Raw genomic sequence first — 24785 nt, forward strand, 5'->3', positions numbered from 1 at the left:
CGTGACCTATCACCGCCGGCAGCCCCGGGGCCGGACGAAGCGCATCATCCGTGAGTCGACCGACTTCCCAACCCGCAGCTATGACCTCGTCAAGGAGTTCGTGTTCGCGCTGATCTTCGTCACCGTGCTGACGCTCCTCCTGGCCGGAGTGTTCTCCTCCCCGGACATGCGACCGATCACCATGGCGCGATGGGCGCAGGCCGCGCCCAACGACGTCGTAGCCACAGCTGCCAGCGAGCTGGGCGGCACCTCCGCGAGCGCGACGTACGGGGCGCCGTACAACCACGCGGCCGAGGGGCAGACGCTGCTCGGAGTCCCGCTGCAGAAATGGGGAGGCGTCCGGCTGCCGGTCGACTCTGCCCGCCTCGTCCTGGACCCGTTGAGCAGTGGCCAGCCGACACCTGCACTCACGGCCGCGCTCGCGGCGTGGAAGGCGGCGACGCCCGAGCAGCGGACCGCGTGGGCGAACAGCTACGCCGACGCGCTGGCGAAGGCACCTGACGGCAGTCCTGCGTCTGTGGCGGCTGGCGACTACGGGCCGGTTCCGGCCCTGTCCACTGCCTTCCTGTCACTCGCCCGCTCCGGTGGACTCGAAGGCGCGCTGACGTCGTCCGGCGACTTCTACGGCGGCGACCAGACCCGCAGCCTCCTGCTGCTCTCCGACGGCGCCTACCTCGAGGACCAGGCGCGAGCGCTCAACCTCGGCGGAGACCAGTGGGGCATGATGAACGAGACAGGCAACTATCCCGGGCAGCCGTGGATGTGGCTCTACACCTTCTGGTATCAGGTCAAGCCGTTCTCGACCTCGGCCAATGCGGATGCGCAGGTCTGGGCGCTCATGATGGTGCTGACGCTGGGACTCATCCTGCTTCCGCTCATCCCGGGGCTGCGCGACATCCCGCGCTGGATCCCCGTGCACCGGCTCATCTGGAAGGACTACTACCGCAACGACACGCATCGCACGTGAGTAACGCCGCGATTCCGAGTCATCACACGTGACTCAGAAGTTCGACACAACGGGCCGAGGCCATCGAGCCAGCAGACGCCCGTTGCGTCCGTAGCGCGTCCGCCTTTCGGACGTGTCTCAGGAGACGTGCAGCTCGGTGCCGGGGTCCGCACAGGTGGACTGCGCACCGAAGCTGAGATCTGTCGATGAGACCGTCGCCTGCAGCGCGTACCAACCTCCCTGCTCGATGTAGGAGCTGAAGGGCAGTGTGGTGCCGCCGTTCATCTTGTGGCTCGGCGAGTCGAGGATCGTCCCCTTGCAGGCTGCGTCCCTCAAAGCCTGCTCCGTGGCGTACGGACCGTACACATTCAGCGTCACGTCGGCAGCCGGTGTCCCGGACCACCCGGAGAGAGTGACGTCGGCCGTGGCGTTGTCGGGCGCCTTCAGCGTCGTCGGTTTCTGCGCGGTCACGGAAACCGACGCCACCGCCTTGACCGTGGTGGCCGCGTCACACGCCGAGACGGGAAGTGCCGTGGGAGTGCCGGCGACGGCCACACGCCAGATGTAGTAACCGGGGGCGTCGGGCTTCAGGGACGGGAAGGTGTAGTCACCGTTGGCCTTCACCGTCGTGCTCACGGTCCCGACCGCCGGACCCGAGCAGTGCGCCGCTGACTGCGACGTGAACGGTCCGTAGAGGGTCCCCGTGGCGGACCGCGTCGCACCGTCACCGGTCACGCGGGCGATGACCTGGGCCGCCGAACCAACGCGGAGGGGGGTCAGGGTGGCCGTCAGGACCAGCGTCTGTGGACCCCGTACGGCGGCCCGGGTGCTGACCACGAGCGTCCGCCGAACACCTCCTTCGGCCGCTGCCGCCTGAGTGGATCGGATCGGCAGTCTCAGCAGAAGGCGGTGCTCGGGCACCTGCCGCACGGTGGCGGTGATGCTGTGCCAGCCGGGCTGGGAGGCCGCGAAGCGCGCGACCGCCCTGCCGTTGTCACCGGTCACGGCCGGAACCGCCGTGGCGCCCGTCGCGGCGACGCTGACCGGCAGCCCGCCGACCGGCCGGCCATGGCCGTCGGTGACGGTGACCGTCGCCTCGATCGTGCCCCCCGCGTCGGCGTTCGTGGCCGTCACCCGTGCGCGATACGCCCCTGCCTGCCGGCGCGACTGGTCCAGCATGATCCGCGCGAACCGACGGACTGTCGCCGAGTCGGGCGTCTGGTTGATGCGACGCCCACCCTGAGCGCCGTTGGTGCTCCATCGGCCACCGACCAGAAGCGCATCGACGCTCGCATCGACGGCGGCCGCCTGGGTGGCGTCGCGATATCCGCCGTACTTGGACAGGATCCAGGCCGCGCGCTCCGTCTCCACGCGCGTCGCCCCGCGCGGACCACCGAGGTCCTCGACGACCCGAGCGGGTTGGTAGCCCCGGCGGTTCGGCTGCCGGCTCGGGGTGACCAGGAAGACAGGCGTGCTGCCGATTCTGTAGCCGCCGATCCAGCCGCCGGCCGCACGGCCGGTGCGAGGGATCTCGTAGCCGGCCCACCGCTTGGCGGAGTGCGACGCCGAGCCGGCCACCGCAGTGGGCACAGCGACCAGCGGCACGACGCTGAGGAGGAAGGCGACCAGCAGAAGACTGCCGCGCCGGAGAGCCGTCGTGAACGGGAACATGCCTGGCCTCCTCAGCCCACGGGCGCCACTGGCCGGATGCCGGGGTCCTTCGGCTGGCCGGTCGGGCGAGGCCGGGACGTGGGGCGTGGTTGAGTGACGCTGGTGGGATGTGAGCCCGGCGACGCGCTGACGGCCGATCCTGCGGCCGACTGGGCGGTGGGCTGGACGCTCGACGGTGCTGTCGTCGCTGGTGCGGCTGCCTCGATGGTCGTGCCGGCATGGGTGTCCGCGACCACGGGCACAACGGCTGGCTCCTCGGGGATGCGCAGCCGTCCGCTGACAGCGGACGCCACGGGTGAGGTCGCCCACCAGCGGTAGATCCCGGGTCGGAGACCGCTCAGCTTCAGGCGGCGACCCTGGGGACTGCGCACGAGCACGCTGCGCACGATGTTGCTGCCGGCGTCCCCGCGGAGCTCGAGGCGGACCAGCGCGGGCTGCGTGGTCGTCCGGACCAGGAAGGCTGCTCGTCCGGCGACGGCATCAACGAGACGGACCAGCAGGCTGCTCTGGCGCACGTCGCGGTCGGCCGGAAGCACTCCTGTCTGCGGGAGACCCGCGCCCGTCACAGCGGTATCGCCACGACCGGTCGCAGGGCTGCCCGCATGATCAGCGACGGGCGTGAGGCCGACGCCGAGCACGGCGAGCGAGGCGGCGAGCAGCATCGCGGCGACGCCGAGGAGCCGCAGCAGCGCCCGTCGGCGGCGAGCAGGCACGACCGGCTCCTCGGGTCGACCCGGGATCGTCACTATCCTGCGCACGGTCGAGGTAGCAGCAGTGGGGTCGATGAGGGCGGCGAACTCCTGCAGCTCCCTCCCGGCACTGTCGACGCCGACGGCCGGCGCCACGGCCTCAGAACGGGCGGCGCGGACCCCGTCCAGGAGATCGGCGGCCTCGCTCTCCGCTGGATTGCGTGACTCCGCGAGGGCCGGCTTGATCAGCTCCCGGATCGCACGCGACGGCGGGACGCCGAGCTCCTCTCTCACGGCGTGGCGGTAGCGGTCGAACTCGAGGAGGGCGCTGCCGAGGTCGCCGCGACCGAGGTGAGCGCGGATCGCGAGCTCGCCTGCCGACTCCAGGAGCGGGTTGACGTCGCTGGCCGCACGCGCCGCATCGATGCAGAGCTCCAGATCGCCGCCTTCCAGCGCCTGCCGGGCTATCCGCTCCAACGCCTTGACCCGGAGCTGCTCGACGCGCTCGCGCTCGGGGACCACCCACTCGTCGTACCAGCCGGGAAGCAGCTCCTCCCCCACCAGCCGGCCCAGCAGCGCCCCCGCCTCGCCGTCGACGACAGCGTCCTCAGCCGCCGCCGCGGCCCGTCTGAGCTCCTCGACGTCGACCCGGACCTCAGGGTCGAGGCCGATGGTGAGCCGGTCCGCCTGGAGGAGGCCGGGACAGCTCTTCTGCGTCTGGAGAACGGCACGGCGCAGGCTCGCCAGCGCTCGGTCGTCCGTGCTGTCGGGCCACAGCAGGCCGGCGACGTGCAGGCGGCTGCTTCGCCCGATGAGGCCCAGCACGGCGGTGAGCCGCTCCTCGCGGTGGCTGAGACCGATGTCCTCGCCGTCGGCCAACAGCTGCCAGCGACCGAGCAGACGCAGGGTGCAGCGCCGCGCCCGCGCTTCCCTGTGCTGTGTCACCTCTGCCTCCCGAGACCTTGAGGACCTCGTGGTGGCGTCGTGATTCGCGGCGCCACAGTCCGCCAAGACGGCAGATCGATCATGGCAACACGCGCTCGACCGACCGCGGAAGGCAGGGCGGCCATACCCGACATTGGGGACGACACGCGAGCTCGTCTCCGCCCCAGGTCGTCGGGCACACCGCGCCAACCGGGTCGCCTCCACATGCCGCCCAGCGAATCACCGACTGCGGCGGCGGGTCTCACTCAGAAGGGGTGACAAGGCTTGTGCCGTGCTTCCGAGTCATCTGGTGACTCGGAATCACGGCACAAGCCGAGGACCCCGCCCGGATCACTCCGGACGAGGCCCTCGGACTCGATGCGCTCCCGATACGCCGCTGGCGCTCGCTATTCGATCAGCGGACTGTCGATCAGCTGCAGCCGCTCGTGCTGCCGCAGCCCTCGCAGACGTAGCAGGAGCCGGCGGGACGCATCTTCGTGCCGCAGGTGAAGCAGAGCGGGCTGTCGACCGCGGTGCCACTGATGAGCTCGAGGAGCTCGGCGGTGGTGTGCGCGGTCTTGCCAGCGGCCTGCGGCTCGTCGGCGATGACGGCCTCAATGACCTCGGCCTCGGCGACGGCCTCGATCACCGGCTCGGGAGCGGCGATGAGCTCCGCGGCGCCGCCCGTCTCCTCGACGGGCTCATACGAGCCCGTCTCGAGGTAGCGCTGACGCTCGTCGGCGGTGTAGATGCCGAGGGCGGAGCGCTGCTCGAACGGCATGTAGTCGAGCGCCAGACGGCGGAAGATGTAGTCCATGATCGACTGGCTCATCCGCACGTCGGGGTCGTCGGTCAGCCCGGCGGGCTCGAAGCGCAGGTTGGTGAACTTCGAGACGTAGGTCTCCAGCGGGACGCCGTACTGAAGGCCGATCGACACCGCGATCGAGAAGGCGTCCATGACACCGGCCAGGGTCGAGCCCTGCTTGCCGAGCTTGAGGAAGATCTCACCGAGCGTGCCGTCCTCGTGAGCACCGGAGGTCATGTAGCCCTCGGCGCCACCGACGGTGAACGAGGTGGTGCGCGAGACGCGCGACTTCGGCAACCGCTTGCGGGTCGGGGCGTAGACGACCTTCTCGACGACCTGCGTGGCCGCCTCGCCGGCGGCCGTCGTGGAGGAGGCGTTGTCCTTCACGTCGGACTTGGCGTCGGAGAGCGGCTGGCCGACCTTGCAGTTGTCGCGGTAGATCGCGGTGGCCTTGAGGCCGAGCTTCCACGACTCCATGTAGACGTCCTCGATCTCCTCGACCGTCGCCGACTCCGGCAGGTTGACGGTCTTGGAGATCGCGCCGGACAGGAACGGCTGCACCGCCGCCATCATGCGCACGTGGCCCATGGGCGCCAGGGCGCGCTTGCCCATGGCGGTGTCGAAGACCTCGTAGTGCTCGAGCTTGAGGCCGGGCGCGTCGACGACGTGACCGTTCTCGGCGATGTAGTCGACGATCGCCTCGATCTGCTCCGGCTGGTAGCCGAGCTTCTTCAGCGCCCGCGGGATCGTCAGGTTGACGATCTGCATCGAGCCGCCGCCGACGAGCTTCTTGAACTTCACCAGCGAGAAGTCGGGCTCGATGCCGGTGGTGTCGCAGTCCATCATGAAGCCGATCGTGCCGGTGGGCGCGAGCAGCGACGCCTGGGCGTTGCGGTAGCCGTTGGCCTTGCCCGTCTCGACGACGTCGGCCCACGCGTTGGCTGCAGCCCGGATGACCGGGGCGTCGACCGGGTTGACCGTGCGCAGGTCGTCGGAGGCGGCCTGGTGCTTGCGCATGACGCGCTGGTGCGCCTCGGCGTTGCGGGCGTAGCCGGCGTAGGGGCCGACGACACCGGCGAGCTCGGCGGAGCGCTTGTAGCCAGCACCGGTCATCAATGAGGTGATGGCCGCGGCCAGCGTGCGGCCGCCCTCAGTGTCATAGCCGAGGCCGAGCGCCATCAGCAGCGCGCCGAGGTTGGCGTAGCCGATGCCCAGCTGGCGGTAGTCACGCGTGGTCTGGCCGATCGCCTCGGTCGGGAAGTCCGCGAAGGAGATCGAGATGTCCATCGCGGTGAAGACCAGCTCGCAGGCCTGCTGGAAGCGCACGACGTCGAAGGTGTTGTCCTCGCTGAGGAACTTCAGCAGGTTCAGCGAGGCGAGGTTGCACGAGGAGTTGTCGAGAGACATGTACTCCGAGCACGGGTTGGACGCGGTGATCCGGCCGGTCTCGGGGTTGGTGTGCCAGTCGTTGATCGTGTCGTCGTACTGAAGGCCCGGGTCCGCGCACTCCCACGCGGCGACGGCGATCTTGTGGAACAGGTCGCGGGCGTCGATCTCCTCGATGACCTCGCCGGTCATGCGGGCGCGCAGACCGAACTTCCGGCCCTCCTCCACGGCGCGCATGAACTCGTCGGTGACGCGGACGGAGTTGTTGGCGTTCTGGTACTGCACGGAGTGGATGTCGGCACCGCCGAGGTCCATGTCGAACCCGGCGTCGCGCAGGGCGCGGATCTTGTCCTCCTCGCGCGCCTTGGTCTGCACGAACTCCTCGATGTCGGGGTGGTCGACGTCGAGCACGACCATCTTCGCGGCGCGACGGGTGGCGCCACCGGACTTGATCGTGCCGGCCGAGGCGTCGGCACCGCGCATGAAGGAGACCGGGCCGGAGGCGGTGCCGCCCGAGGAGAGCAGCTCCTTGGAGGAGCGGATGCGAGACAGGTTGAGACCGGCACCGGAGCCGCCCTTGAAGATGAAGCCCTCCTCCTTGTACCAGTTGAGGATCGAGTCCATCGAGTCGTCCACCGAGAGGATGAAGCACGCCGAGACCTGCTGCGGAGCCTCGGTGCCGACGTTGAACCAGACGGGGCTGTTGAACGAGAAGTGCTGGTGCACCAGCAGCCAGGTGAGGTCGTGCTCGAAGCGCTCGGCGTCGGCGGGAGAGGCGAAGTAGCCGTGCTCGACCCCGGCCTTGGTGTAGGTCTTCACGACGCGGTCGATGAGCTGCTTCAGGCTCCACTCGCGCTGGTCGGTGCCGACGGCGCCGCGGAAGTACTTCGTCGTGACGATCGTCGAGGCGTTCACCGACCAGAAGTCGGGGAACTCGACGCCACGCTGCTCGAAGACGGTCTCACCGGTCTTCCAGTTGGTCTGGACGACGTCGCGTCGCTCCCAGGTGATCTCGTCGTAAGGGTGCACCCCCTCGGTGCTGAACACCCGCTCGATGTGAAGCCCCGCCCCAGCCGCGCCCTTGCGGGTTGAGCCGCTCACCGTCTCCGTCATGCTTCTTCAGTCCCGTCTCGTGGAAGTGGTGTGGTGCATCTCGAGGAAGTCTTCCGGAGACCACCGACAATGCTGCACGAGCAGATTCCCCACTGTCGTACAACACCGCGGCCGCCCCCGGTATGCCGCTGTGAAAGGCCCGGGCAGGTCGCTTCCCCACCACCTGCCCGGGCCGTCTGTGGTCAGCCCGGCGGGGCTGAGGTGAGCAGCTCGGCGGCCGGGATCGCGGCCTCGTCGACGCTCGCGCGCTCGCTGCGGAGCACCGCGATCTCCTCCTCGAAGTCGTCGGCGCTCTCGAACTGCCGGTAGACGCTCGCGAACCGCAGGTAGGCGACCTCGTCGAGCCGCCGCAGCGGCCCCAGGATGGCCATGCCGACCTCGTGAGCGGGCACTTCGGCATACCCGCTCGCGCGCAGTGCGTCCTCGACCTCCTGGCCGAGACACTGCAGCTGGTCCTCGGTGACCGGCCGGCCCTTGCAGGCCTTCCGGACTCCCGCGATCGACTTCTCGCGTGCGAACGGCTCGGTCGCGCCCGAGCGCTTGAGCACCGTCAACTGCATGAGCTCCACCGTGGTGAAGCGCTTCTCGCAGCCCTGGCACTGTCGCCGGCGCCGGATCGAGCCGCCGTCCTCCGCGACACGGGAGTCGAGGACCTTGGTGTCGGTGTGCCGGCAGTACGGGCAGTGCATCAAGGCCCTCCTCTCGCGTGTCCTGGGGACGAATCTGTGGAGACGGTGTGCGAAACCGGCCCTCGGCTGTGCAGTGGACGCACTCGTTCTGTGCACTAGATGTGGAGAACTACATTCGTGTAACTACTAGATGTAGTGGAACCCTAGTCCGTCCATCGCAAGACGTGTCAAGCGCATCGGCGTGTCGCGCTGGCGTGTTGCGCATGTGACCGGTGGGACCGAAGTGGTCGCCGGTTCGACTCACGTCCGCGCGGGCTCGGTCGAGGGCCGACGCCTCCCCCGGACGGCGCGCCGATGGAGCGGCCTCGCCCCGGGCACCCTCGTGATCGGCGACAATGACGCCGTGACGGAGCAGGAGGGGGCGAGCCGGCCGGCCCGGACAGCCGGGAAACGGTCCGGGGCGCGCAAGGGCGCCCGGCCCCCTCGCCGCGTGAACAGCGCCGCTCTCAGCTATGGGCTCGCGATCGTGCTCGCGGTCGTCGCCTGGGGCTACCTGGTGTGGGCGGCCATCGACTTCGGATCACAGGCGCGGGACGGCGACGGGCGGGCGTGGTGGTTCCTGGCGCTCGCTGCGCTGGGCGCCGTCGCCTGTCTCTTCGTCGGCCTCATGCTGGCCGCCCGACTGCTGCGCGCATTCGGACAGCCGACCGGGCACACCCCGATCCCGCGGGCAGGCGGGGGCAAGCGCGCCGCCCGCTGATTTCTTTTACCAAGCAACCGTCCGAGTGGGTCATGCGTCGCCGACGTACCACCGGTTGGCTCGGGGCATGAGCTCATTCCTCGGAAACCGCGTCGTCGCCGTCATGGCCGGCGCGACCGTCCTCCTCGCCCTCGGGTACGGCGTCGGGCTGGCCACTGCCGCCGGCACGCCATCCTCGGTCGGTGTCTGCGTCACCGCGAAGAACGTCGTCGTGAGCGCGACCCGGAGGTCGAAGTGTCCCACCGGAAGCCACAAGCTGGTCGTCAACGTCCAGGGGCCACGTGGCGCGACCGGCGCGTCGGGCGTCCCCGGATCTCCAGGGCCGTCTGGCGAGCCGGGCGCGCCTGGCCCGTCGGGGCCGCCCGGACCCGCGGGCACGACAGCCTTCGGCACCGGCACCGACTGGAGTGGGGGCGGCAGCCAGGGCTCGGACTGCATCCTCGGCCAGATCACCCTGTCTGCGAACTCGTTCGCGATCGGAACGCCGGCCCGGGGTCAGATCCTCTCGATCGCGCAGAACACGGCGCTCTTCTCGCTCCTCGGGACGAACTACGGTGGCGACGGAGTGACCACCTTCGCACTGCCCGACCTGCGCTCGGCGGCGCCGAACAAGATGGTCTACGGGATCTGCACGCAGGGCATCTATCCGTCGCGCAACTGACAGCGCGCTAGACGTCATGCGCCTTGGCCGCTCTAGCGGCCGAGGCGCATGACGTCCGGTGGCCCCGCTACAGCGCCCAGCTCTCCCCACGCGCCATGGGGTCGTCCTCGAGCAGCTCGCGCAAGCGCCGTAGCACCTTGCCGAGCAGTCGGGACACCTGCATCTGGGTCACGCCGATGACCTCGCCGATCTCCTTCTGGCTCATCTCCTCGTTGAAGCGCAGCCGCACGATGAGGCGCTCGCGAGGCGTCAGGTTGGCCAAGGCCTGCTCGAGCATGAGCCGCACCTCGATGGTCGCCAGGTCGTCGTCGTACGTCGGCAGCAGGTCCGCCAGGCTGGCGCCCTCCTCGACGGCCTCGGTCGGCGCGTCGAGCGATGTCGGGGTGAAGCAACCACGGATCGCCAGCGCCTCGTCGACCTCCCGCTCGGTCACGCCGAGGACCTTGGCGATCTGGGTCGACCGCACCTCGTCGCCCTGAGCGGACGCCTCGTCACGCACCGCCATCGCCGCCGACTGCAGCTCCTGGAGCGACCGGGGCGGACGGACCATCCAGCCGTGGTCGCGGAACCAACGCTTCAGCTCGCCGCGGATCGTGGGGACCGCGAAGGTGAGGAAGTCGTCGGCGACCTCGGGATTGAACTTGTGGGCGGCTCGCACCAGGGCCGTGTAGGCGACCTGCTCGAGATCCTCCAGGGGGACGCCACGGTTCGCGTAGCGACGTGCGAGCGAGCGAGCGACCCCGGTGTTGACGAGGATCACCTGTGCGAGAAGCCTCTCGCGCTCGGCGCCGGCGGCCTTGTGAGCCTCGGCGATCAGTCGGTGGGTCTCGCGCTGGCGCTCCTCGCGGGGAAGCTCTTCGCGAAGACCCTGCCATGTGGGGTTGGCGGTCATGTCCTGAGCATTGCCCTGGCCCTCCCGGCCGAATCCTGACGGGAGGCGAAATGGCCCGGTGGGGTGACGGATCAGACCCCCAACCTCACCCCTGGGGGTGAGAATGACCCGGATCGACGTGCGCCAACATCTTCGCGCAGCCATCCCTCTGCCAAGATGCGCGGAGCCCACTTCCCCACCCGGCGGGCACCGCCTAGGAAGCTGACGACATGGACGACCTCCACGCCCCGACCGATCCCACCTGGGGCTCGCTCCTCCGCGACAACAAGGAGGATGTGCTCGAGAAGTGGACCGCGACGGCCGCTGCCAATGTGGCCGGCCGGATGACGGCCGCCGAGCTCCGTCGCGACATCGACGAGATCTATGCGGGACTCCTCCGCAGCGACGGCGGCGACCAGGCCGACATCCGCAGCAGCTCCTTCGCCGACCTGCGCAGTCTGCTGACCGAGCTCAGCCGCACCCGGGCGCGTCAGGGCTTCTCCCCGACCGAGACGGCGGTCGGCGTCTTCGCACTCAAGGACGCGGTGCTCGACCTGCTCGAGGAGCACGAGGACCTACGCGGCTATCGCGCGTTCGCCCGGCTGTCGCGGCTGGTCGACGACCTCGGCATGTTCATGCTGGAGGCCTACGCCGCCACGCGCGAGGCCGTGATCGCCGAGCAGGCCGAGACACTGCTGGAGCTCTCGACACCCGTGGTGAAGCTCTGGGACGGGATCGTCGCCCTGCCGCTCGTCGGCACCCTTGACTCGGCGCGCACCCAGGTCGTGATGGAGGCTCTGCTGCAGACGCTCGTCGAGACCGGGTCCGACCACGCGATCATCGACATCACCGGGGTCGCCGCGGTCGACACCCAGGTCGCGCAGCACCTGCTCAAGACCGTCCAGGCGGCCCGCCTGCTGGGCGCCGAGTGCATCATCTCCGGCATCCGCCCCCAGATCGCGCAGACCGTCGTCGCGCTCGGCATCGAGTTCGGCGACATCCACACCAAGGCAAGCCTCGCCGACGCGATGCTGCTCGCGATGCGACGCTCCGGGCTCGACGTGGTCACCACCGCCAAGGCCCGCTGATGGAGCGCATCCCGATCCTCCGCATCGGCGACGTGCTGCTGGTCTCGATCCAGATCGACCTGCAGGACCAGATCGCGCTGGCCCTCCAGGACGACCTCAGCAACAGGATCGTCGAGACCGGCGCCAAAGGCGTCCTCATTGACATCTCGGCGCTCGAGATCGTCGACAGCTTCATCGGCCGGATGATCTCCACGACCGCCGCCGTGTCGCGTGTGCTGGACGCGGAGACGGTCGTCGTCGGCATGCAACCGGCCGTCGCCATCACCCTCGTCGAGCTCGGCCTGACGCTCGACGGAGTCCGCACGGCGCTCGACGTGGACCGCGGGCTCGCACTGCTCTCCAGCGCCCTCGACGACAGCCGGGGGGCAGAAGTCGATGACCTCGCCCACGAGTGAGTCCCAGGCGACCCTCACGCTCCCCATCGTCAGCGACGGCGACGTCGTGCGCGGTCGCCAGGCCGTCCGCGACCTCGCCGTCGAGGCCAAGCTGACCCTCGTCGATCAGACCAAGCTCGTGACCGCCACGAGCGAGCTGGCGCGCAACACCCTCGTCTACGGCGGTGGCGGTGAGCTGCGAGCCTCGGTGGTGACCGAGTCCGGACGGACCGGCGTCGCGGTCGAGTTCGTCGACGACGGCCCCGGCATCCCCGACCTCGACCTGGCCCTCACCGACGGCTGGACCAGCGGGTCGGGACTGGGCCTGGGACTGTCGGGCGCCAAGCGGCTCGTCGAGGACTTCGACGTCGAGTCGACTCCCGGTCGCGGCACGCGGGTGCGCATCGTCAAGTGGAAGCGCTGAGACGTGGCAGACGGACTCGCCCCGAGCGAGACCGACGGTGACCTCTGGCTCACGCTCGACGACATCTCGGCCGTCTCCCGCGTACGCCGGCACGCCGCCGCGCTCGCCCAGCAGCTCGGCTTCGAAGAGACGCGGACCGGCGAGGTGGAGATCGTCGTCAGCGAGCTCGCGAGCAACGTCGTCAAGCACGCCCGCGGCGGTGACGTCGCGCTCGGCGTCGTCGTCCGCGACGGTGCGACCCTGCTGCGCGTGGTGACGATCGACTCCGGTCCCGGCAGTCGCGACATCGATGCCCTCATCACCGACGGCGTGTCCACGTCCGGGACGCTCGGCATCGGCCTGGGTGCCGCTCGCCGGCTCGCCACGACCCTCGACCTCTACTCGGTGCCCGCCGTCGGGACGATCGCCGAGGCACAGCTCGCCTCGACGCCGGGTGCCCGGTCGGCGCCGGAGATCGCCTGGCTGACGCGTCCGCTCGACAAGTCCGGCCCCTGCGGCGATGCGGTCGCTCACCGGGCCCTACCCGACGGCCACCTCGTGATGCTGGCCGACGGACTGGGCCACGGGCCGCTGGCGGCTGCCGCCTCGAGGCGTGCCGTCGAGGTGCTGCACACCTCGAGATCGACGGGTCCGGCGACGCTGCTGGCCGAGATCCACCGAGCTCTCGGCACCACCAGAGGAGCGGCCGTGGCCGTCGTACGTCTGGAGAAAGACACGCGACGGATCGTCCACGCGTCGGTAGGCAACGTCGCCGGGCGGCTCCTCGGTGAGGGGCGACCTCGTTCGCTGGTCGCGCAGCCCGGGATCGTCGGCCACCGGATGCCGCGGTTGCGCGAGGAGGTGCAGACCGTCGACGCGACGCTGGCCCTGGTGCTGCACAGCGACGGGCTCTCGGAGAAGTGGTCGCTCGACAGCATGCCCGGGGTGCTGGGGCACGGCGCCGGCGTGCTGGCGGCTGCTCTCCTGCGCGAGGCGGCCGTACGCCGCGACGACGCAAGCGTCCTCGCCCTGCGGATCGTGCCGTGAGCGAGACGATCGGCACGCTCGTGCTGTCCGAGCAGGACGACGTCTTCGCCGCTCGCCAGCTGGCGAGGGTCTGCGCGGAGGAGGTGGGGCTCGACCGGATCGACGCCATCCGCGTGGCCACCGCCATCTCGGAGCTCGGCCGGGAGACCGTGCTCCGCGGCGGAGGCCGGCTCGAGATCCTGTTCGAGCGTCACAGCCTTCTTCTCGACCTCGTCGTCGCGTCCTCTCCGGACTGGGCCACGCTCGCCGCACCGGTCGGACGTCTCGTCGACGACCTGGTGACGCGCGAGAATCGGATCATCCTGGTCAAGCGTCTCCCCCGTCCGGTCGCCTTCACCGCTCAGGAGGTCAGCACGATGCAGCATCGGATCCGAGCCCACTCCCCCGCCACTCCGATCGACGAGCTGCGCGAGCAGAACCACGAGCTCATCACCGCGCTGGAGGAGGTGCGCCGCCAGAAGGACGAGCTCGAGGTGGTGAACAAGGAGCTCGAGGAGACCAACCGCGGCGTCATGGCGCTCTACACCGAGCTCTCCGCCGAGCTGGACCGGACCAACCAGGGCGTCGTGGCCCTCTATGCCGAGATCGAGGACAAGAACGAGCAGCTGCGCGAGGCCAGCGAGGCGAAGAGCCGCTTCCTGCGCAGCATCAGCCACGAGCTGCGAACGCCGGCCAACTCGGTCCTCGGCCTCACCCGCCTCCTGACCGATCCCTCGGGAGCGCCCCTCAGCGCCGAGCAGCTGGAGCAGATCGAGTTCATCCGTGCGAGCGCACGTGACCTCCTCCGCCTCGTCAACGAGCTGCTCGACCTCTCCCGCGCAGAGGCGGGTGCCCTCCGGCCCGAGCTGGCGCCCGTCGACCTGGCTGAGCTGCTCCAGGAGCTGCGCGGGCCGGCCGAGTCGCTGCTGCGGCCCGGCGTACGCCTGATGGTCCCGGACTCCGCCCCCCCTCTGAGGACCGACGTCGACCTGCTGCGCCACGTGCTGCGCAACCTTCTGAGCAACGCCGCGAAGTTCACCGCCGTGGGCACCGTCGAGGTGAGCACCGAGCATCGGGGCGAGGCCGTCGCCATCTCGGTTCACGACTCCGGCGTCGGAGTGGAGCCCGAGGACCTGACGCGGATCTTCGAGGAGTTCTACCAGGTCCGCACCCCCCTCCACACCACTGCGAAGGGGACCGGCCTGGGGCTGCCGTTCGCCCAGCGTGTGGCCAGCGCGCTCGGGGGACGCATCGAGGTCGAGAGCACCCCGGGGATCGGCAGCACCTTCACGCTGCTGCTGCCCGCCGAGGGCACCATGCCCGAGGCAGAGGCATGAGATCCGACCTGCCCCGCATCCTGGTCTGTGACGACACACCTGCGAAGCGCTACGTGCTGACCAGCTGGCTGCGCCGCGCCGGCTACCTCGTGGTCCAGACGGAGTCGGTCGCGGAGGCACTCGAGGTCCTCCGCTCGGAGCCGATCGACCTCGCCGTGCTCGACGTCCACCTCCCCGATGGCAGCGGACTGGAGATCACCCGCAGCATCAAGAGTGACCCCGAGACGTCGTCGACGCCGGTCATCCACGTGTCCGCCGTCGCGATCGAGACGCACGACCGGGTCGCGGGACTCGACGAGGGCGGCGACGCCTACCTCATCGACCCCATCGAGCCCGACGAGATGCTCTCGACCGTGCGGGCGTTGCTGCGCTCCTCGGGCGCACGCCGGAGCGCGGAGGAGCTGGCCACGCGGACCAGTCGGCTCAACCGCGCCGCCGTGCGGCTCCATCTGGCCACCACGATGCCCCGTCTGGCCGAGGCAGCCGCTCGAGCGGCGGCCGAGGTCACCGACGCCTCCACGGCCGTCCTCCTCCGTCATGAGCGCGCCGTCCTGTGGGCCGCCACGTCACCCGGCGACGGGGAGACCACCAGCACCGTCCTCGACAGCTCGCGTGCGAGCGCACTCCTCGCCGCAGGGCGTCATCCACGCGCTCTCGCGTCGGCATCACCCTGGTCGGAAGTCCTCCCGCTGGCCGCCGGCGAGGAATGGTCTCTGTGGCCGGTGCAGTCGGGCGGAGAGCAGCTGGGCTTCGTGGCCGTGCCCTCCTCGAGTCTGAACCCGGCGCTCGAGAACCTGGTCGACCGGCTCGCCCAGCTCACCTCGGTGGCCGTGGACAACCTGCTGGCACTCGAGCGGGAGCATCAGACCGCCATGCTGCTCCAGCGCAGCCTGCTGCCCGCCGTGCTCCCGCAGCCCGTCGGGCTCAGCATCGCGGCGCGCTACCGCGCCTCGCAGCTCCACGCCGAGGTCGGCGGCGACTTCTTCGATGCCTTCACCGTCGACGACGACTGCCTCATCGTCATCGGCGACGTGCAGGGCCACTCCCTCGAGGCGGCCGTGGTCATGGCCGAGCTCCGCTACTCGCTGCGCGCCTATGCGTACGACGGCCATCGGCCCGCGGACGTGCTCGACCGGATCGACGTCCTGCTCGAGCGCAATGACGCCGAGCTCATCGCCACGGCCTGCCTGGGCCGTGTGAGCAGCGACCGTCGCGCGCTCGAGATCGTGAGCGCGGGCCACCTGCCTTTGCTCCTGTGTCGCGACGGCGAGACGACCTTCGTCGAGACCCAGGGCACGCTTCTGGGAGTCGGCATGCCGCACGAGCCGCAGACGATCGAGCTGCGGCGAGGCGACCGGATCGTCCTCGTCACCGATGGTCTGGTGGAGCGTCGTGGCGAGTTGATCGAGAAGGGCCTGGAGCGCCTGGCCGACGCCGTGCGAGCCGGCTCCGACCTCCACACCGAGGACCTGGCCCAGGATCTGGCCACGCTCGGCGGCGCGAGCGAGGACGACGTCGCCATCCTGGTCGTCGATGTGACCGACTGACCTGCCGAGGAAGGCATCAGGGGCGGTGCCGTCTTCCCAGCGGCACCGCCCCTCGCCCCGCGAGGGCCCAGGGCTCCTCGTCGATCCCGCCGGCTGGGGTCGAGGCAGCCGGCGGAAGTCATCTGTCCTGCGTTCCGCGCGTCAGGACGCGGGTGGTCATGGGTGTCCCCCGGGACCGCGGGTGCTCACGATGCCAGCGGGACCCGCAGTTCCTCGCCGGCCTGGAGCGCCGAGCCCTTGAGGCCGTTCAGCTCCTTGATGTGCTCGACCATGTCGGCGGTGTGGCCCTTGACCGCGACGCTCTGGGCGATGTCCCACAGCGTCTCACCGGGACCGACCTGGATGGTCGTGGTCGACTCGGAGTGCTCTGACGCGGTGGAGCCCCCGGCCAGCACGAAGCCCGCGACGAGGGCGACCATGAAGCCGACCAGGAAGACCACCATGCGTCCGCGACGGGTCAGACGGAGGGTCGATTGCCGCGCCATCGGGCGGCGCGGCTGGATCACGCGGGTCGGGGTGAGGATCACGGTGCTCATCGTCAGCTCCTGGGGAAGTAGGGCTTCTTCGTCGGTCGAGAGATGTCTAGCGGCGACCACCGACAGTCCTGCCGATCGCGCCGGTCGATCACCTGTTCGATCGAACACATGAGCGAGAGTAGAACATGCGTTCGACCAGATCAAGGGTCTCGAGCGTTTCTTCTCAGACACGCGGGTTCGAACAGATGTTTGAACTCGGGCACCCGCAAGGACTACGGTGAGCGCCATGAGCACCCAGACCCCCGGCAGGGGCACCCGTCAGGCCGGCGCGGGGCGCCCCGTGACCGAGTTGCCGGACGGCCCGCCCGACGCGACCGGCCTCACGCCGCGCCAGCAGCGGATCCTCGCCCACCTCAAGGACTGCATCGAGCTGCGCGGCTACCCCCCGAGCATGCGCGAGATCGGCGCCGCGGTCGGCCTCACCAGCACCAGCAGCGTCGCCCACCAGCTGAAGGTGCTCGAGGAGAAGGGCTTCCTCAAGCGCGACCCCCACCGCCCCCGCGCCCTCGAGGTCTTCCTGCCCGAGGTGCTCGCCGCGCGGAAGGCGATCAGTGCTGCGGAGGAGACCTCCTTCGACGAGACCGACATCGGGGACACGGCGCCGCCGGCGCAGTATGTGCCGCTCGTCGGCCGGATCGCCGCCGGCGGCCCGATCCTCGCCGAGCAGCACACGCAGGCGGTCTTCCCGCTCCCGAAGGAGCTCGTGGGAGACGGTGCGCTCTATCTCCTCGAGGTCTCCGGCGACTCGATGATCGAGGCCGCGATCTGCAGCGGCGACTACGTGGTCGTGCGGCAGCAGCCGACGGCCGAGAACGGCGAGATCGTGGCCGCGATGATCGACGGCGAGGCGACGGTGAAGACCTACAAGAAGAAGGACGGGAGGGTGTGGCTGCTCCCCCACAACCCGGCGTACGAGCCGATCGACGGCACGCACGCGACGATCCTCGGCAAGGTCACGGCGGTTCTCCGCAGCCTCTGACCTAGGTGCGGAGAGAGCCAGGGATCACCCTCACTTCTCCCCAGTCGGGAGCAAACGGGAAGAAACTGTCGGCGGGGTGGGGTTACGCTGGCGGACGAAATCTCGGATTCCACGCTTCACGCCCTGAGGGGGGATCGGATGGACTGGCGACGCCTGAGGACGCTGCATGCGCGGCGTTGTGGCGTCTACGCCGGTCTGCTCGAGATCCTGCTGATCGGTGCGCTGTACGTGTTCTACACGGCGTCCCGCATGCTCGCCTCCGGCGACCTCTCCGCGGCGACGGACCGGGCGCACGAGCTCGTCAGGTTCGAGAGCTACATCGGTCTCGGCTGGGAGCGGGCGATCAACGAGTTCTTCGTCGACCACGGGGCCGTCGGCCTGTTCGGGTCGTACTGGTACTCCACCGCCCACTACATCGTCACGCTCGTCGTCCTGGTCTGGCTCTACCTGCGCCACCGGTCGCAGTACGTGACGCTGAGGCGCGCACTGGTCGTCGCCACGGTGCTCGCGCTCGGTCTCTACCTGCTGCTCCCCACCGCACCGCCGCGCTTCATGCCGGGGTTCAGCGACGTGCTCAACCTGCACTCCGCCCAGGGCTGGTGGGGGGCGGACGCGTCGGCACCGCGGGGCCTCGGGCACCTGACCAACGAGCTGGCCGCCTTCCCGTCGCTCCACGCAGGGTGGTCCCTGTGGGTGGCCATCGCGATCTACGAGACCTGCCGGAGTCGCGTCCTGAGGACACTCGGGTGGACGCACGCCGTCATCACGGCCGTCGTCATCGTCGGCACGGCCAACCACTGGACCCTCGACGTCGTCGTTGGCTGGCTGGTGGTGCTGGTGGGATGTGTGGCCGTGGCACCGTTCACGCCTATAGTCGTGCCCCGTCCTACGTCACCCGTGTCTCGGAGACCACATGCGCCTGCGCCGCTCAGCCCTGTCCTTCCTCCTGTTGACGGGGCTCTCCCTCGGAGCGCTGAGCCCGGCGCGGGCGGCTGACGACCCGACACCGGGGCCCGCGGACGCCGGGCAGCAGCTCGTCGACGGTGTTGCCGGCGCCACCGACGCCAAGCCTGACCCCTCCCCGACCACGGAGCCGCTGAGCGAGCCGTCGACGCACGAGGAGGCGGTCGACGACCTCGACGCGGTCAAGGGCCTCTTCGTTCCGCACGTCTCCGCGGCGCCTGCGAGCGATGGCGGTGACGCCACGATGGCGCTGCGCGACCTCACGCTCCACATGGCGGCCCTCACACCGGCTCAACGACTCACCCTGTCGACGCGCGCCTACGACCGGCCGTGGTCGGAGGACTTCCCCCACTCGCCGGCCAAGTGCGACGACGTCGCCAAGGTCTGCGTCCACTGGATCTCCCAGACGGATGCGAACACCTACTGGCCGCAGGTCTACGCCGCCACTGACGGAGCGATCGACCTGCGGACCTGGGTGTCGACCGATGCCTGGGCGGCCACTGCGCTGAAGCGCGTCGCGGAGGTCTCGACGACCTACACGAGGGCGGGATATCGGCATCCGCGCGCCGACGGCTCGCTCGGCGGCTCGAGCGCGACCGACATCTACCTGACCGACCCGGGCAGCGAGGGCCTCTACGGCTACTGCACCGTCGACGGCACCGTCGGGGCCAATGGCGCCTTCCACCCGCACTTCTCGCCGTCCAACTCCCGGGCCTCCGACCTTCCGGCGTTCTGCGTCCTCGACAACGACTACGCCAACCGCGACAGCAGCGGTCGTCCGTTGTTCGGCAACCACACGCCGGAGGAGAACCTGGAGGTCACGGCCGCCCACGAGTACTTCCACGCCGTCCAGTTCGCCTACGACTACCTCGAGGACCGCTGGTTCATGGAGGCGACCGCGACGTGGGCCGAGGACGAGGTCTACACCGACATCAACGACAACGTGCAATATCTTCGGTTCAGCCAGCTGCGCTTCCCCCGCAAGTCGTTGGACGACAACCAGGCGCTGAACGGGTTCCTGCACTACGGCGACTGGATCTTCTTCCGCTATCTCACCGAGCGGATGCCCGCGAAGACGGGCAAGCTGCCCAACCTGATGCTGCAGATCTGGAACCGGGCAGACTCGGTCAAGGGCCCCGACCAGTACTCCATCCAGGCGGTCGCGCGCACGCTCGGAGCGCACGGGCTCGCCTTCCCCCGCCTCTTCGCGCAGTACGCCGCGGCGAACCGTCACCCGGCGACGGCCTACACGGAGGGGCGCGCCAACCACTACCCGGTCGGGCGCCCGGCGCGGACGGTGACCCTGAAGCCCAGCCGTCGGAGCACGTCCGGCACGCCATCGGTCGACCACCTGGCCTCAGCCACCATCCGCCTCGTCCCGGCCAGGCTGTCGGCGAGCAAGCGGCTCCGCCTGTCCGTCGACATGGCGGATCGCAGCGCCGGCTCCTCCGTGGTGGCCATCGTGTACTACAAGGACGGACGCATCTCCTCGCGCCCGATCCAGCTGACCCGCAGCGGCAGCGGCCACCTGCGCGTCCCGTTCGGCAGCCGCAGCATCAGGGCGGTGGAGCTCACCCTGGCCAACGGCAACATCCGCTACCGGCACTGCTCCACCGACGTCGACGGCTTCTCCTGCGGCGGCGTGCCGGCCAAGGACAACGTCGTCGAGAAGTACGCCGCCCGCGTCCTGTGACGCGATCGAGCCGGTCGCTCCCACGCCGTCGACGCGGGGACGTGACCGGCTCGAGGCGTCTCAGACGCCGGCAGGGGAGGCGGACTGGGCGAGCCGCTTGAGCGCCTGCCGGACGAGCGCCGGGTCGGTCGTCGCCCACATCGGCGGCAGGCTGGCCCTCAGGAAGCCGCCGTAGCGCGCCGTGGCCAGGCGCGGGTCGAGCACCGCGACGACTCCGCGGTCGGTCGTGGTCCTGATCAGCCTGCCCGCACCCTGCGCCATCAGGAGCGCGGCGTGCGTGGCGGCGACCTGCATGAACCCGTTCCCACCGGCCTTGTCGGCGGCGCGCTGACGGGCGCTCATCAGCGGGTCGTCGGGCCGCGGGAACGGGATGCGGTCGATGAGCACGAGCTGGCAGGTGTCGCCCGGCACATCGAGACCCTGCCACAGACTGAGCGTGCCGAAGAGCACGGTGTGAGGGTCGCTGACGAACTGGGCCGCGAGCTCGGGGAGCTGCGCATCACCCTGGGCGAGTGTCGTCAGGTGCGGGAGTCGCGTCCGAACGACCTCCGCAGCCGCCTCAGCGGCACGCCGTGAGCTGAACAGGCCGAGAGCTCGGCCGTCCGCCGCATCGACCAGCTCGACGATCTCGTCCTGCTGCGCCGCACCCAGACCGTCGCGACCCGGCGGGGGCAGGTGCCGTGCGACATACAGGATCCCCTGCTTGCTGTAGTCGAACGGACTGCCGACGTCGACACCGCGCCAGGGCAGGACGTCCTCGGTGCGCTGGCTGCCGTCCCTCTCCGTGGGCTTGAGGCCGAGACTGCCGGCAACGCTGTCGAACTCGCCGCCCAGCCGGAGTGTCGCACTCGTGAAGACAACGGTCTTCTCCGTGAGCAGCTTGTCGCGCATGGGCCCCCAGACCTGGAGCGGCGCCACGTGGAGTCGACTCGGCGCCCGGTCCCCTCCCTCGCTCAGCCACAGCACGTCCTGGTCCGATCCGGACGCCATCCGCTCGGCGATCGCGAAGACGTCCTGCACCGTCCCCTTCGCCTGCTGGAAGCCGGCGTCGGCGTCGTCGCCCTGCTTCTTCGGAAAGGACGACAGCGTGGCTCGGGCGGCGTCGCGGACGAGCGCGAGCGCATCGTGGAGGTCCGTCGGCAGCACCTCGAACCGTCCGGGGCTCGCCTCGATCATCGCGACGCGAAGCGCGTCGGCGGCATCGGCCAGGTCCTCGGCCGCGTCGCCCTCGACGTAGCGACGGCTGCGGCGGGCGGCACGCTCGACGTCGGAGGAGGCGAGCTCGTCGGTCGCCGCCTGGGTCACCCGGGCGACCAGCTCGTGCGCCTCGTCGATCACCACCGCGTCGTACTCAGGGATCATCGGGATGCCCTCGATGGCATCGATCGCGAGCAACGAGTGGTTGGTGACGATGAGGTGGCTGCGCTGCGCCTTCTCCCGGGCACGCTCGGCGAAGCACTCCTGACCGAAGGGGCACTTGGCGGCGCCCAGGCAGTCGCGATGGGAGACGCTGACCTGCCGCCACTCGCGGTCGTGGTGGCGCGGGGCGAAGTCGCGCTCGCCCGTGCCGTCGTCCTCGGCCTGCTGCTCGGCCCACGCCCGCAGCTCGAGCACCTTCGTCGCCAGGTCGCCCATCGGCATGTCCATCTGCAGCATGCCCTGGTCGTCGGGCACACCCTCTCGGATGCGATGCAGACAGGCGTAGTTGGAGCGGCCCTTGAGCACCGCGAAGCTGGTGTCGAGCCCACGACCCTTCACCGCCTCGACCAGACGCGGGATGTCGCGCTCGACCAGCTGATGCTGCAGGGCGAGCGTCGCCGTGGCGACCACGACCCGCTGGTCGTGGAGCAGGCTCGGCACCAGGTAGGCCAGCGACTTGCCGGTGCCCGTCCCAGCTTGGACCAGCAGGTGCTCCTCGTCGGCCAGCGCTCGTCCGACGGCCTCAGCCATCTCGATCTGGCCGGCCCGCTCGGAGCCGCCGAGCGTCGCGACGGCAGCCGCGAGCAGCTCGCGCACGGTGGAGGGCTGGGACTCGCTGGGCACCCGGTGAACACTAGTCGCCGGCGCCGACACCGCCGTCGACGCCTCTCCACAGGCACTCCGGCCGCCGTCAGGCCGGCAGGTGCCGCGCGACGAACGCGCCGTACTCGCGTTGGCCGGCGGGCGTGAGGTGGAGCCGGTCGGGGAGGTAGGGCAGGTGCGTGAGCCCGATCGAGGAGACGTAGTCGACGCCTTGGGCTCGGCTCAGCGCGGCGAGCCAGCCGTCGACTCGGCGCGCGCCGGTGAGCCGCAGCGGAGCCGGAGCCGGCCCGAAGACGACCACGTGCCGGCCCCGCAGCCGCGACAGCAGCAGGTCGAAGCCGGCCCGGACCGCGGCAAAGGACTGGTCGTAGTCGTTGAGGCCCCCTTCGACGACGACCAGATCGGCGCCGCGAGTCGTCCCCACGCGCATCGCGTACGAGACCGCGCCGCACGGCGAGGCGCCCGCGCTGAAGCCGGACCCCGAGAACCCGTCCACCCGGACCCGTCCCCGCAGCCGCGACGGCCACGCGCGGTCGGGATGGGTGAGCTTGTAGCCCACCGACCAGGAGTCGCCGATGACGGCGATGCTGCGGCCCGACCCGGTCACCTCACGGAGCCGGGCGGCGTGGTCCGCGGCGAAGCGGTGACACGTGCCGGCATGGGACGCCGAGGCACGGTCGCGCCGCACGACGACGCCGACGAGGACAAGTCCGACGGCGAGGGCGAGAGCGACGGAGACCGAGACGACGGCCCGGCTGTTGGCGCGCGGCACGGCGTCCATGATCCGCACGGATCGTGAGATCCGCATGAAATTCTGAAAAGCCACCCAAAGAGGTGAGGGATGCGGTGACTACACCGCGTAGGCCGCAAGCTCTCCGGCCAGCGCCTCGGTCGCGCGGCCCTTCACCAGCGTGCCGTCGGCGGTGTGCTCGAGGGCGTCGATCTCCCCCTGCTGATGGATCTTGTTCACCAGGTCCCCGCGGCTGTAGGGCAGCAGCGCCTCGAAGGAGACGGCCGGATGCGGCAGATCGGCCTCCACCGCCGCGAGCGCCGCCTCGATCCCCTCGCCGGTGTGGGCGGAGACCGCGATGCTGTGGGGCTCCTCGCGCAGCAGGCGCTGGACGACCAGCGGATCCGCTGCATCGATCTTGTTGATGACGACGAGCTCGGGCACGTCGGAGGCGCCGATCTCGGCGAAGACCTCCCGCACGGCGGAGAGCTGGCCCTCAGGGTCGGGGTGCGAGCCGTCGACGACGTGCAGGACCAGGTCGGCGTCGGCCACCTCCTCCAGCGTCGAGCGGAACGCCTCGACCAGCTGATGAGGCAGGTGGCGCACGAAGCCGACGGTGTCGGACATCGTGTAGACGCGGCCGTCCGAGGTCGTCGTCCGCCGCGTCGTCGGGTCCAGCGTCGCGAACAGGGCGTCCTCGACGAGCACGCCGGCGCCGGTCAGCCGGTTGAGCAGGGACGACTTGCCGGCGTTGGTGTAGCCGGCGATCGCGACCGCCGGGATCTCGTGACGCTGCCGGGAGGCGCGCTTCGTGTCGCGCGTCCCCTTCATCTCGGCCAGCTCGCGGCGCAGCTTGGCGATCCGGTTGTTGATCCGGCGGCGATCGGTCTCGATCTTGGTCTCACCGGGACCACGGCCGCCGATGCCGGCACCGCCGGCGACCCGGCCACCGACCTGACGCGAGAGGTTGCCGCCCCAGCCGCGCAGGCGCTGCTTCAGGTAGGTGAGCTGGGCGAGCTCGACCTGGGCCTGCCCTTCCTTCGACTTCGCGTGCTGGGCGAAGATGTCGAGGATCAGCGCGGTCCGGTCGACGACCTTGACCTTGAGCCGGTCCTCGAGGTTGCGCAGCTGCGAAGGGGCCAGCTCGCCGTCGCAGATGACGGTGTCGGCGCCGGTCACCTGGACGATCTCGGCGAGCGCCTCGGTCTTGCCGCGGCCGATGTAGGTCGCCGGATCAGGCGCCTGGCGCCGCTGGTAGATGGCCTCGAGCACCTCCGAGCCGGCCGTCTCGGCGAGCAGGGCCAGCTCGGCCATCGAGTTCTCGGCGTCCTCGACCGAACCGTCGGTCCAGACGCCGACGAGCACGACGCGCTCGAGGCGGAGCTGGCGATACTCGACCTCGGTGATGTCCTCGAGCTCGGTGCGCAGGCTCGCGACGCGCCGCAGCGCGTGCCTCTCGGCGAGCTCCATGGCGCCGACGGTGGGGTCGTCGAGCAGGTCTTCGGGGTCCTCCCCGGTCACACCGACGTCGCCGGCGTCCATGGCGTCGGGGTCGTCCCAGTCGGCGGTCTCCTCCAGCTCGTCCTGGAGGTCGAATTCGTGTGCGTTCGTCATACGGGACCAAGAGTACGG

General features: G+C 70.2%; 21 protein-coding genes. 12 read left to right on the forward strand and 9 right to left on the reverse strand.

Annotated features, from left to right (window positions below):
* Position 1: 1 nt before the first annotated feature.
* Positions 2 to 967, forward strand: coding sequence for a hypothetical protein (locus tag ACYQ1K_RS18755; RefSeq protein WP_459984779.1), 966 nt, complete (start codon positions 2 to 4; stop codon positions 965 to 967).
* A gap of 117 nt (positions 968 to 1084) precedes the next feature.
* Here the strand turns inward: ACYQ1K_RS18755 and ACYQ1K_RS18760 are convergent, their stop codons facing one another.
* From ACYQ1K_RS18760 to nrdR, 4 genes are all read right to left on the reverse strand, one after another.
* A complete protein-coding gene (locus tag ACYQ1K_RS18760; protein WP_459984780.1) occupies positions 1085 to 2617 on the reverse strand; it encodes an Ig-like domain-containing protein in 1533 nt (510 codons plus the stop codon).
* 11 nt (positions 2618 to 2628) lie between these two features.
* Positions 2629 to 4251, reverse strand: a complete 1623-nt coding sequence (locus ACYQ1K_RS18765) for an AfsR/SARP family transcriptional regulator (RefSeq protein WP_459984781.1) — start codon at positions 4249 to 4251, stop codon at positions 2629 to 2631.
* Between the two features lie 409 nt (positions 4252 to 4660).
* Entirely contained in the window at positions 4661 to 7534 is a 2874-nt protein-coding gene (locus ACYQ1K_RS18770) for a vitamin B12-dependent ribonucleotide reductase (protein ID WP_459984782.1), read from the reverse strand.
* A 182-nt stretch (positions 7535 to 7716) separates the two neighbouring features.
* The gene (gene nrdR, locus ACYQ1K_RS18775; RefSeq protein ID WP_459984783.1) at positions 7717 to 8223 is read right to left on the reverse strand and encodes a transcriptional regulator NrdR; all 507 of its coding nucleotides are present in this window, start codon (positions 8221 to 8223) and stop codon (positions 7717 to 7719) included.
* Between the two features lie 343 nt (positions 8224 to 8566).
* On the opposite strand from nrdR, the gene ACYQ1K_RS18780 reads away from it, so the two are divergent.
* Both ACYQ1K_RS18780 and ACYQ1K_RS18785 read left to right on the forward strand, forming a co-directional pair.
* The gene (locus ACYQ1K_RS18780) at positions 8567 to 8923 is read left to right on the forward strand and encodes a hypothetical protein (protein WP_459984784.1); all 357 of its coding nucleotides are present in this window, start codon (positions 8567 to 8569) and stop codon (positions 8921 to 8923) included.
* Positions 8924 to 8990: 67 nt separating this feature from the next.
* Positions 8991 to 9584, forward strand: a complete 594-nt coding sequence (locus ACYQ1K_RS18785; protein ID WP_459984785.1) for a phage tail protein — start codon at positions 8991 to 8993, stop codon at positions 9582 to 9584.
* 67 nt (positions 9585 to 9651) lie between these two features.
* On the opposite strand, the gene ACYQ1K_RS18790 is transcribed toward ACYQ1K_RS18785, so the two are convergent.
* Positions 9652 to 10476 (reverse strand): sigma-70 family RNA polymerase sigma factor, encoded by an 825-nt coding sequence (locus ACYQ1K_RS18790; protein WP_459984786.1) that lies wholly within the window; start codon positions 10474 to 10476, stop codon positions 9652 to 9654.
* Positions 10477 to 10685: 209 nt separating this feature from the next.
* Here ACYQ1K_RS18790 and ACYQ1K_RS18795 point away from each other — a divergent pair, with 209 nt between their 5' ends.
* Genes ACYQ1K_RS18795 through ACYQ1K_RS18820 form a run of 6 tightly spaced genes read left to right on the forward strand, consistent with a single transcriptional unit; the run spans position 10686 to position 16230 of the window.
* On the forward strand, positions 10686 to 11543 hold the full coding sequence (locus ACYQ1K_RS18795) for an STAS domain-containing protein (protein WP_459984787.1): 858 nt from the start codon (positions 10686 to 10688) through the stop codon (positions 11541 to 11543).
* The gene (locus ACYQ1K_RS18800) at positions 11543 to 11938 is read left to right on the forward strand and encodes an STAS domain-containing protein (RefSeq protein WP_459984788.1); all 396 of its coding nucleotides are present in this window, start codon (positions 11543 to 11545) and stop codon (positions 11936 to 11938) included. Before ACYQ1K_RS18795 ends, ACYQ1K_RS18800 begins: the two co-directional genes overlap by 1 nt.
* Positions 11919 to 12341 (forward strand): anti-sigma regulatory factor, encoded by a 423-nt coding sequence (locus ACYQ1K_RS18805; protein WP_459984789.1) that lies wholly within the window; start codon positions 11919 to 11921, stop codon positions 12339 to 12341. The genes ACYQ1K_RS18800 and ACYQ1K_RS18805 overlap by 20 nt, the downstream gene beginning before the upstream one ends.
* 3 nt (positions 12342 to 12344) lie before the next feature.
* Entirely contained in the window at positions 12345 to 13367 is a 1023-nt protein-coding gene (locus ACYQ1K_RS18810; RefSeq protein WP_459984790.1) for an ATP-binding protein, read from the forward strand.
* A complete protein-coding gene (locus ACYQ1K_RS18815; RefSeq protein ID WP_459984791.1) occupies positions 13364 to 14683 on the forward strand; it encodes an ATP-binding protein in 1320 nt (439 codons plus the stop codon). Before ACYQ1K_RS18810 ends, ACYQ1K_RS18815 begins: the two co-directional genes overlap by 4 nt.
* Positions 14680 to 16230 carry a SpoIIE family protein phosphatase gene (locus ACYQ1K_RS18820; protein WP_459984792.1) on the forward strand — a complete coding sequence of 517 codons (1551 nt, stop codon included), beginning with the start codon at positions 14680 to 14682 and terminating at the stop codon, positions 16228 to 16230. The genes ACYQ1K_RS18815 and ACYQ1K_RS18820 overlap by 4 nt, the downstream gene beginning before the upstream one ends.
* A 185-nt stretch (positions 16231 to 16415) precedes the next feature.
* Here the strand turns inward: ACYQ1K_RS18820 and ACYQ1K_RS18825 are convergent, their stop codons facing one another.
* Positions 16416 to 16766 (reverse strand): LysM peptidoglycan-binding domain-containing protein, encoded by a 351-nt coding sequence (locus ACYQ1K_RS18825; protein WP_459984793.1) that lies wholly within the window; start codon positions 16764 to 16766, stop codon positions 16416 to 16418.
* A 226-nt stretch (positions 16767 to 16992) separates the two neighbouring features.
* Here ACYQ1K_RS18825 and lexA point away from each other — a divergent pair, with 226 nt between their 5' ends.
* From lexA to ACYQ1K_RS18840, 3 genes are all read left to right on the forward strand, one after another.
* Complete coding sequence (lexA, locus tag ACYQ1K_RS18830; RefSeq protein WP_459984794.1) at positions 16993 to 17745, forward strand: transcriptional repressor LexA; 753 nt, start codon at positions 16993 to 16995, stop codon at positions 17743 to 17745.
* A gap of 138 nt (positions 17746 to 17883) precedes the next feature.
* A complete protein-coding gene (locus ACYQ1K_RS18835) occupies positions 17884 to 18741 on the forward strand; it encodes a phosphatase PAP2 family protein (protein ID WP_459984795.1) in 858 nt (285 codons plus the stop codon).
* Positions 18659 to 20401, forward strand: a complete 1743-nt coding sequence (locus ACYQ1K_RS18840) for an MXAN_6640 family putative metalloprotease (protein WP_459984796.1) — start codon at positions 18659 to 18661, stop codon at positions 20399 to 20401. The genes ACYQ1K_RS18835 and ACYQ1K_RS18840 overlap by 83 nt, the downstream gene beginning before the upstream one ends.
* Before the next feature lie 60 nt (positions 20402 to 20461).
* Here ACYQ1K_RS18840 and ACYQ1K_RS18845 read toward each other — a convergent pair whose 3' ends face one another.
* The 3 genes from ACYQ1K_RS18845 to hflX form a co-directional block, all read right to left on the reverse strand.
* Positions 20462 to 22444, reverse strand: coding sequence for an ATP-dependent DNA helicase (locus tag ACYQ1K_RS18845; RefSeq protein WP_459984797.1), 1983 nt, complete (start codon positions 22442 to 22444; stop codon positions 20462 to 20464).
* A 67-nt stretch (positions 22445 to 22511) separates the two neighbouring features.
* Positions 22512 to 23249 (reverse strand): SGNH/GDSL hydrolase family protein, encoded by a 738-nt coding sequence (locus ACYQ1K_RS18850; protein WP_459984798.1) that lies wholly within the window; start codon positions 23247 to 23249, stop codon positions 22512 to 22514.
* A 24-nt stretch (positions 23250 to 23273) separates the two neighbouring features.
* Positions 23274 to 24767: a GTPase HflX gene (hflX, locus tag ACYQ1K_RS18855; protein WP_459984799.1), complete on the reverse strand. Its 1494-nt coding sequence runs from the start codon at positions 24765 to 24767 to the stop codon at positions 23274 to 23276.
* Positions 24768 to 24785 lie beyond the last annotated feature (18 nt).

The organism is Nocardioides sp. AN3, assembly GCF_054653495.1.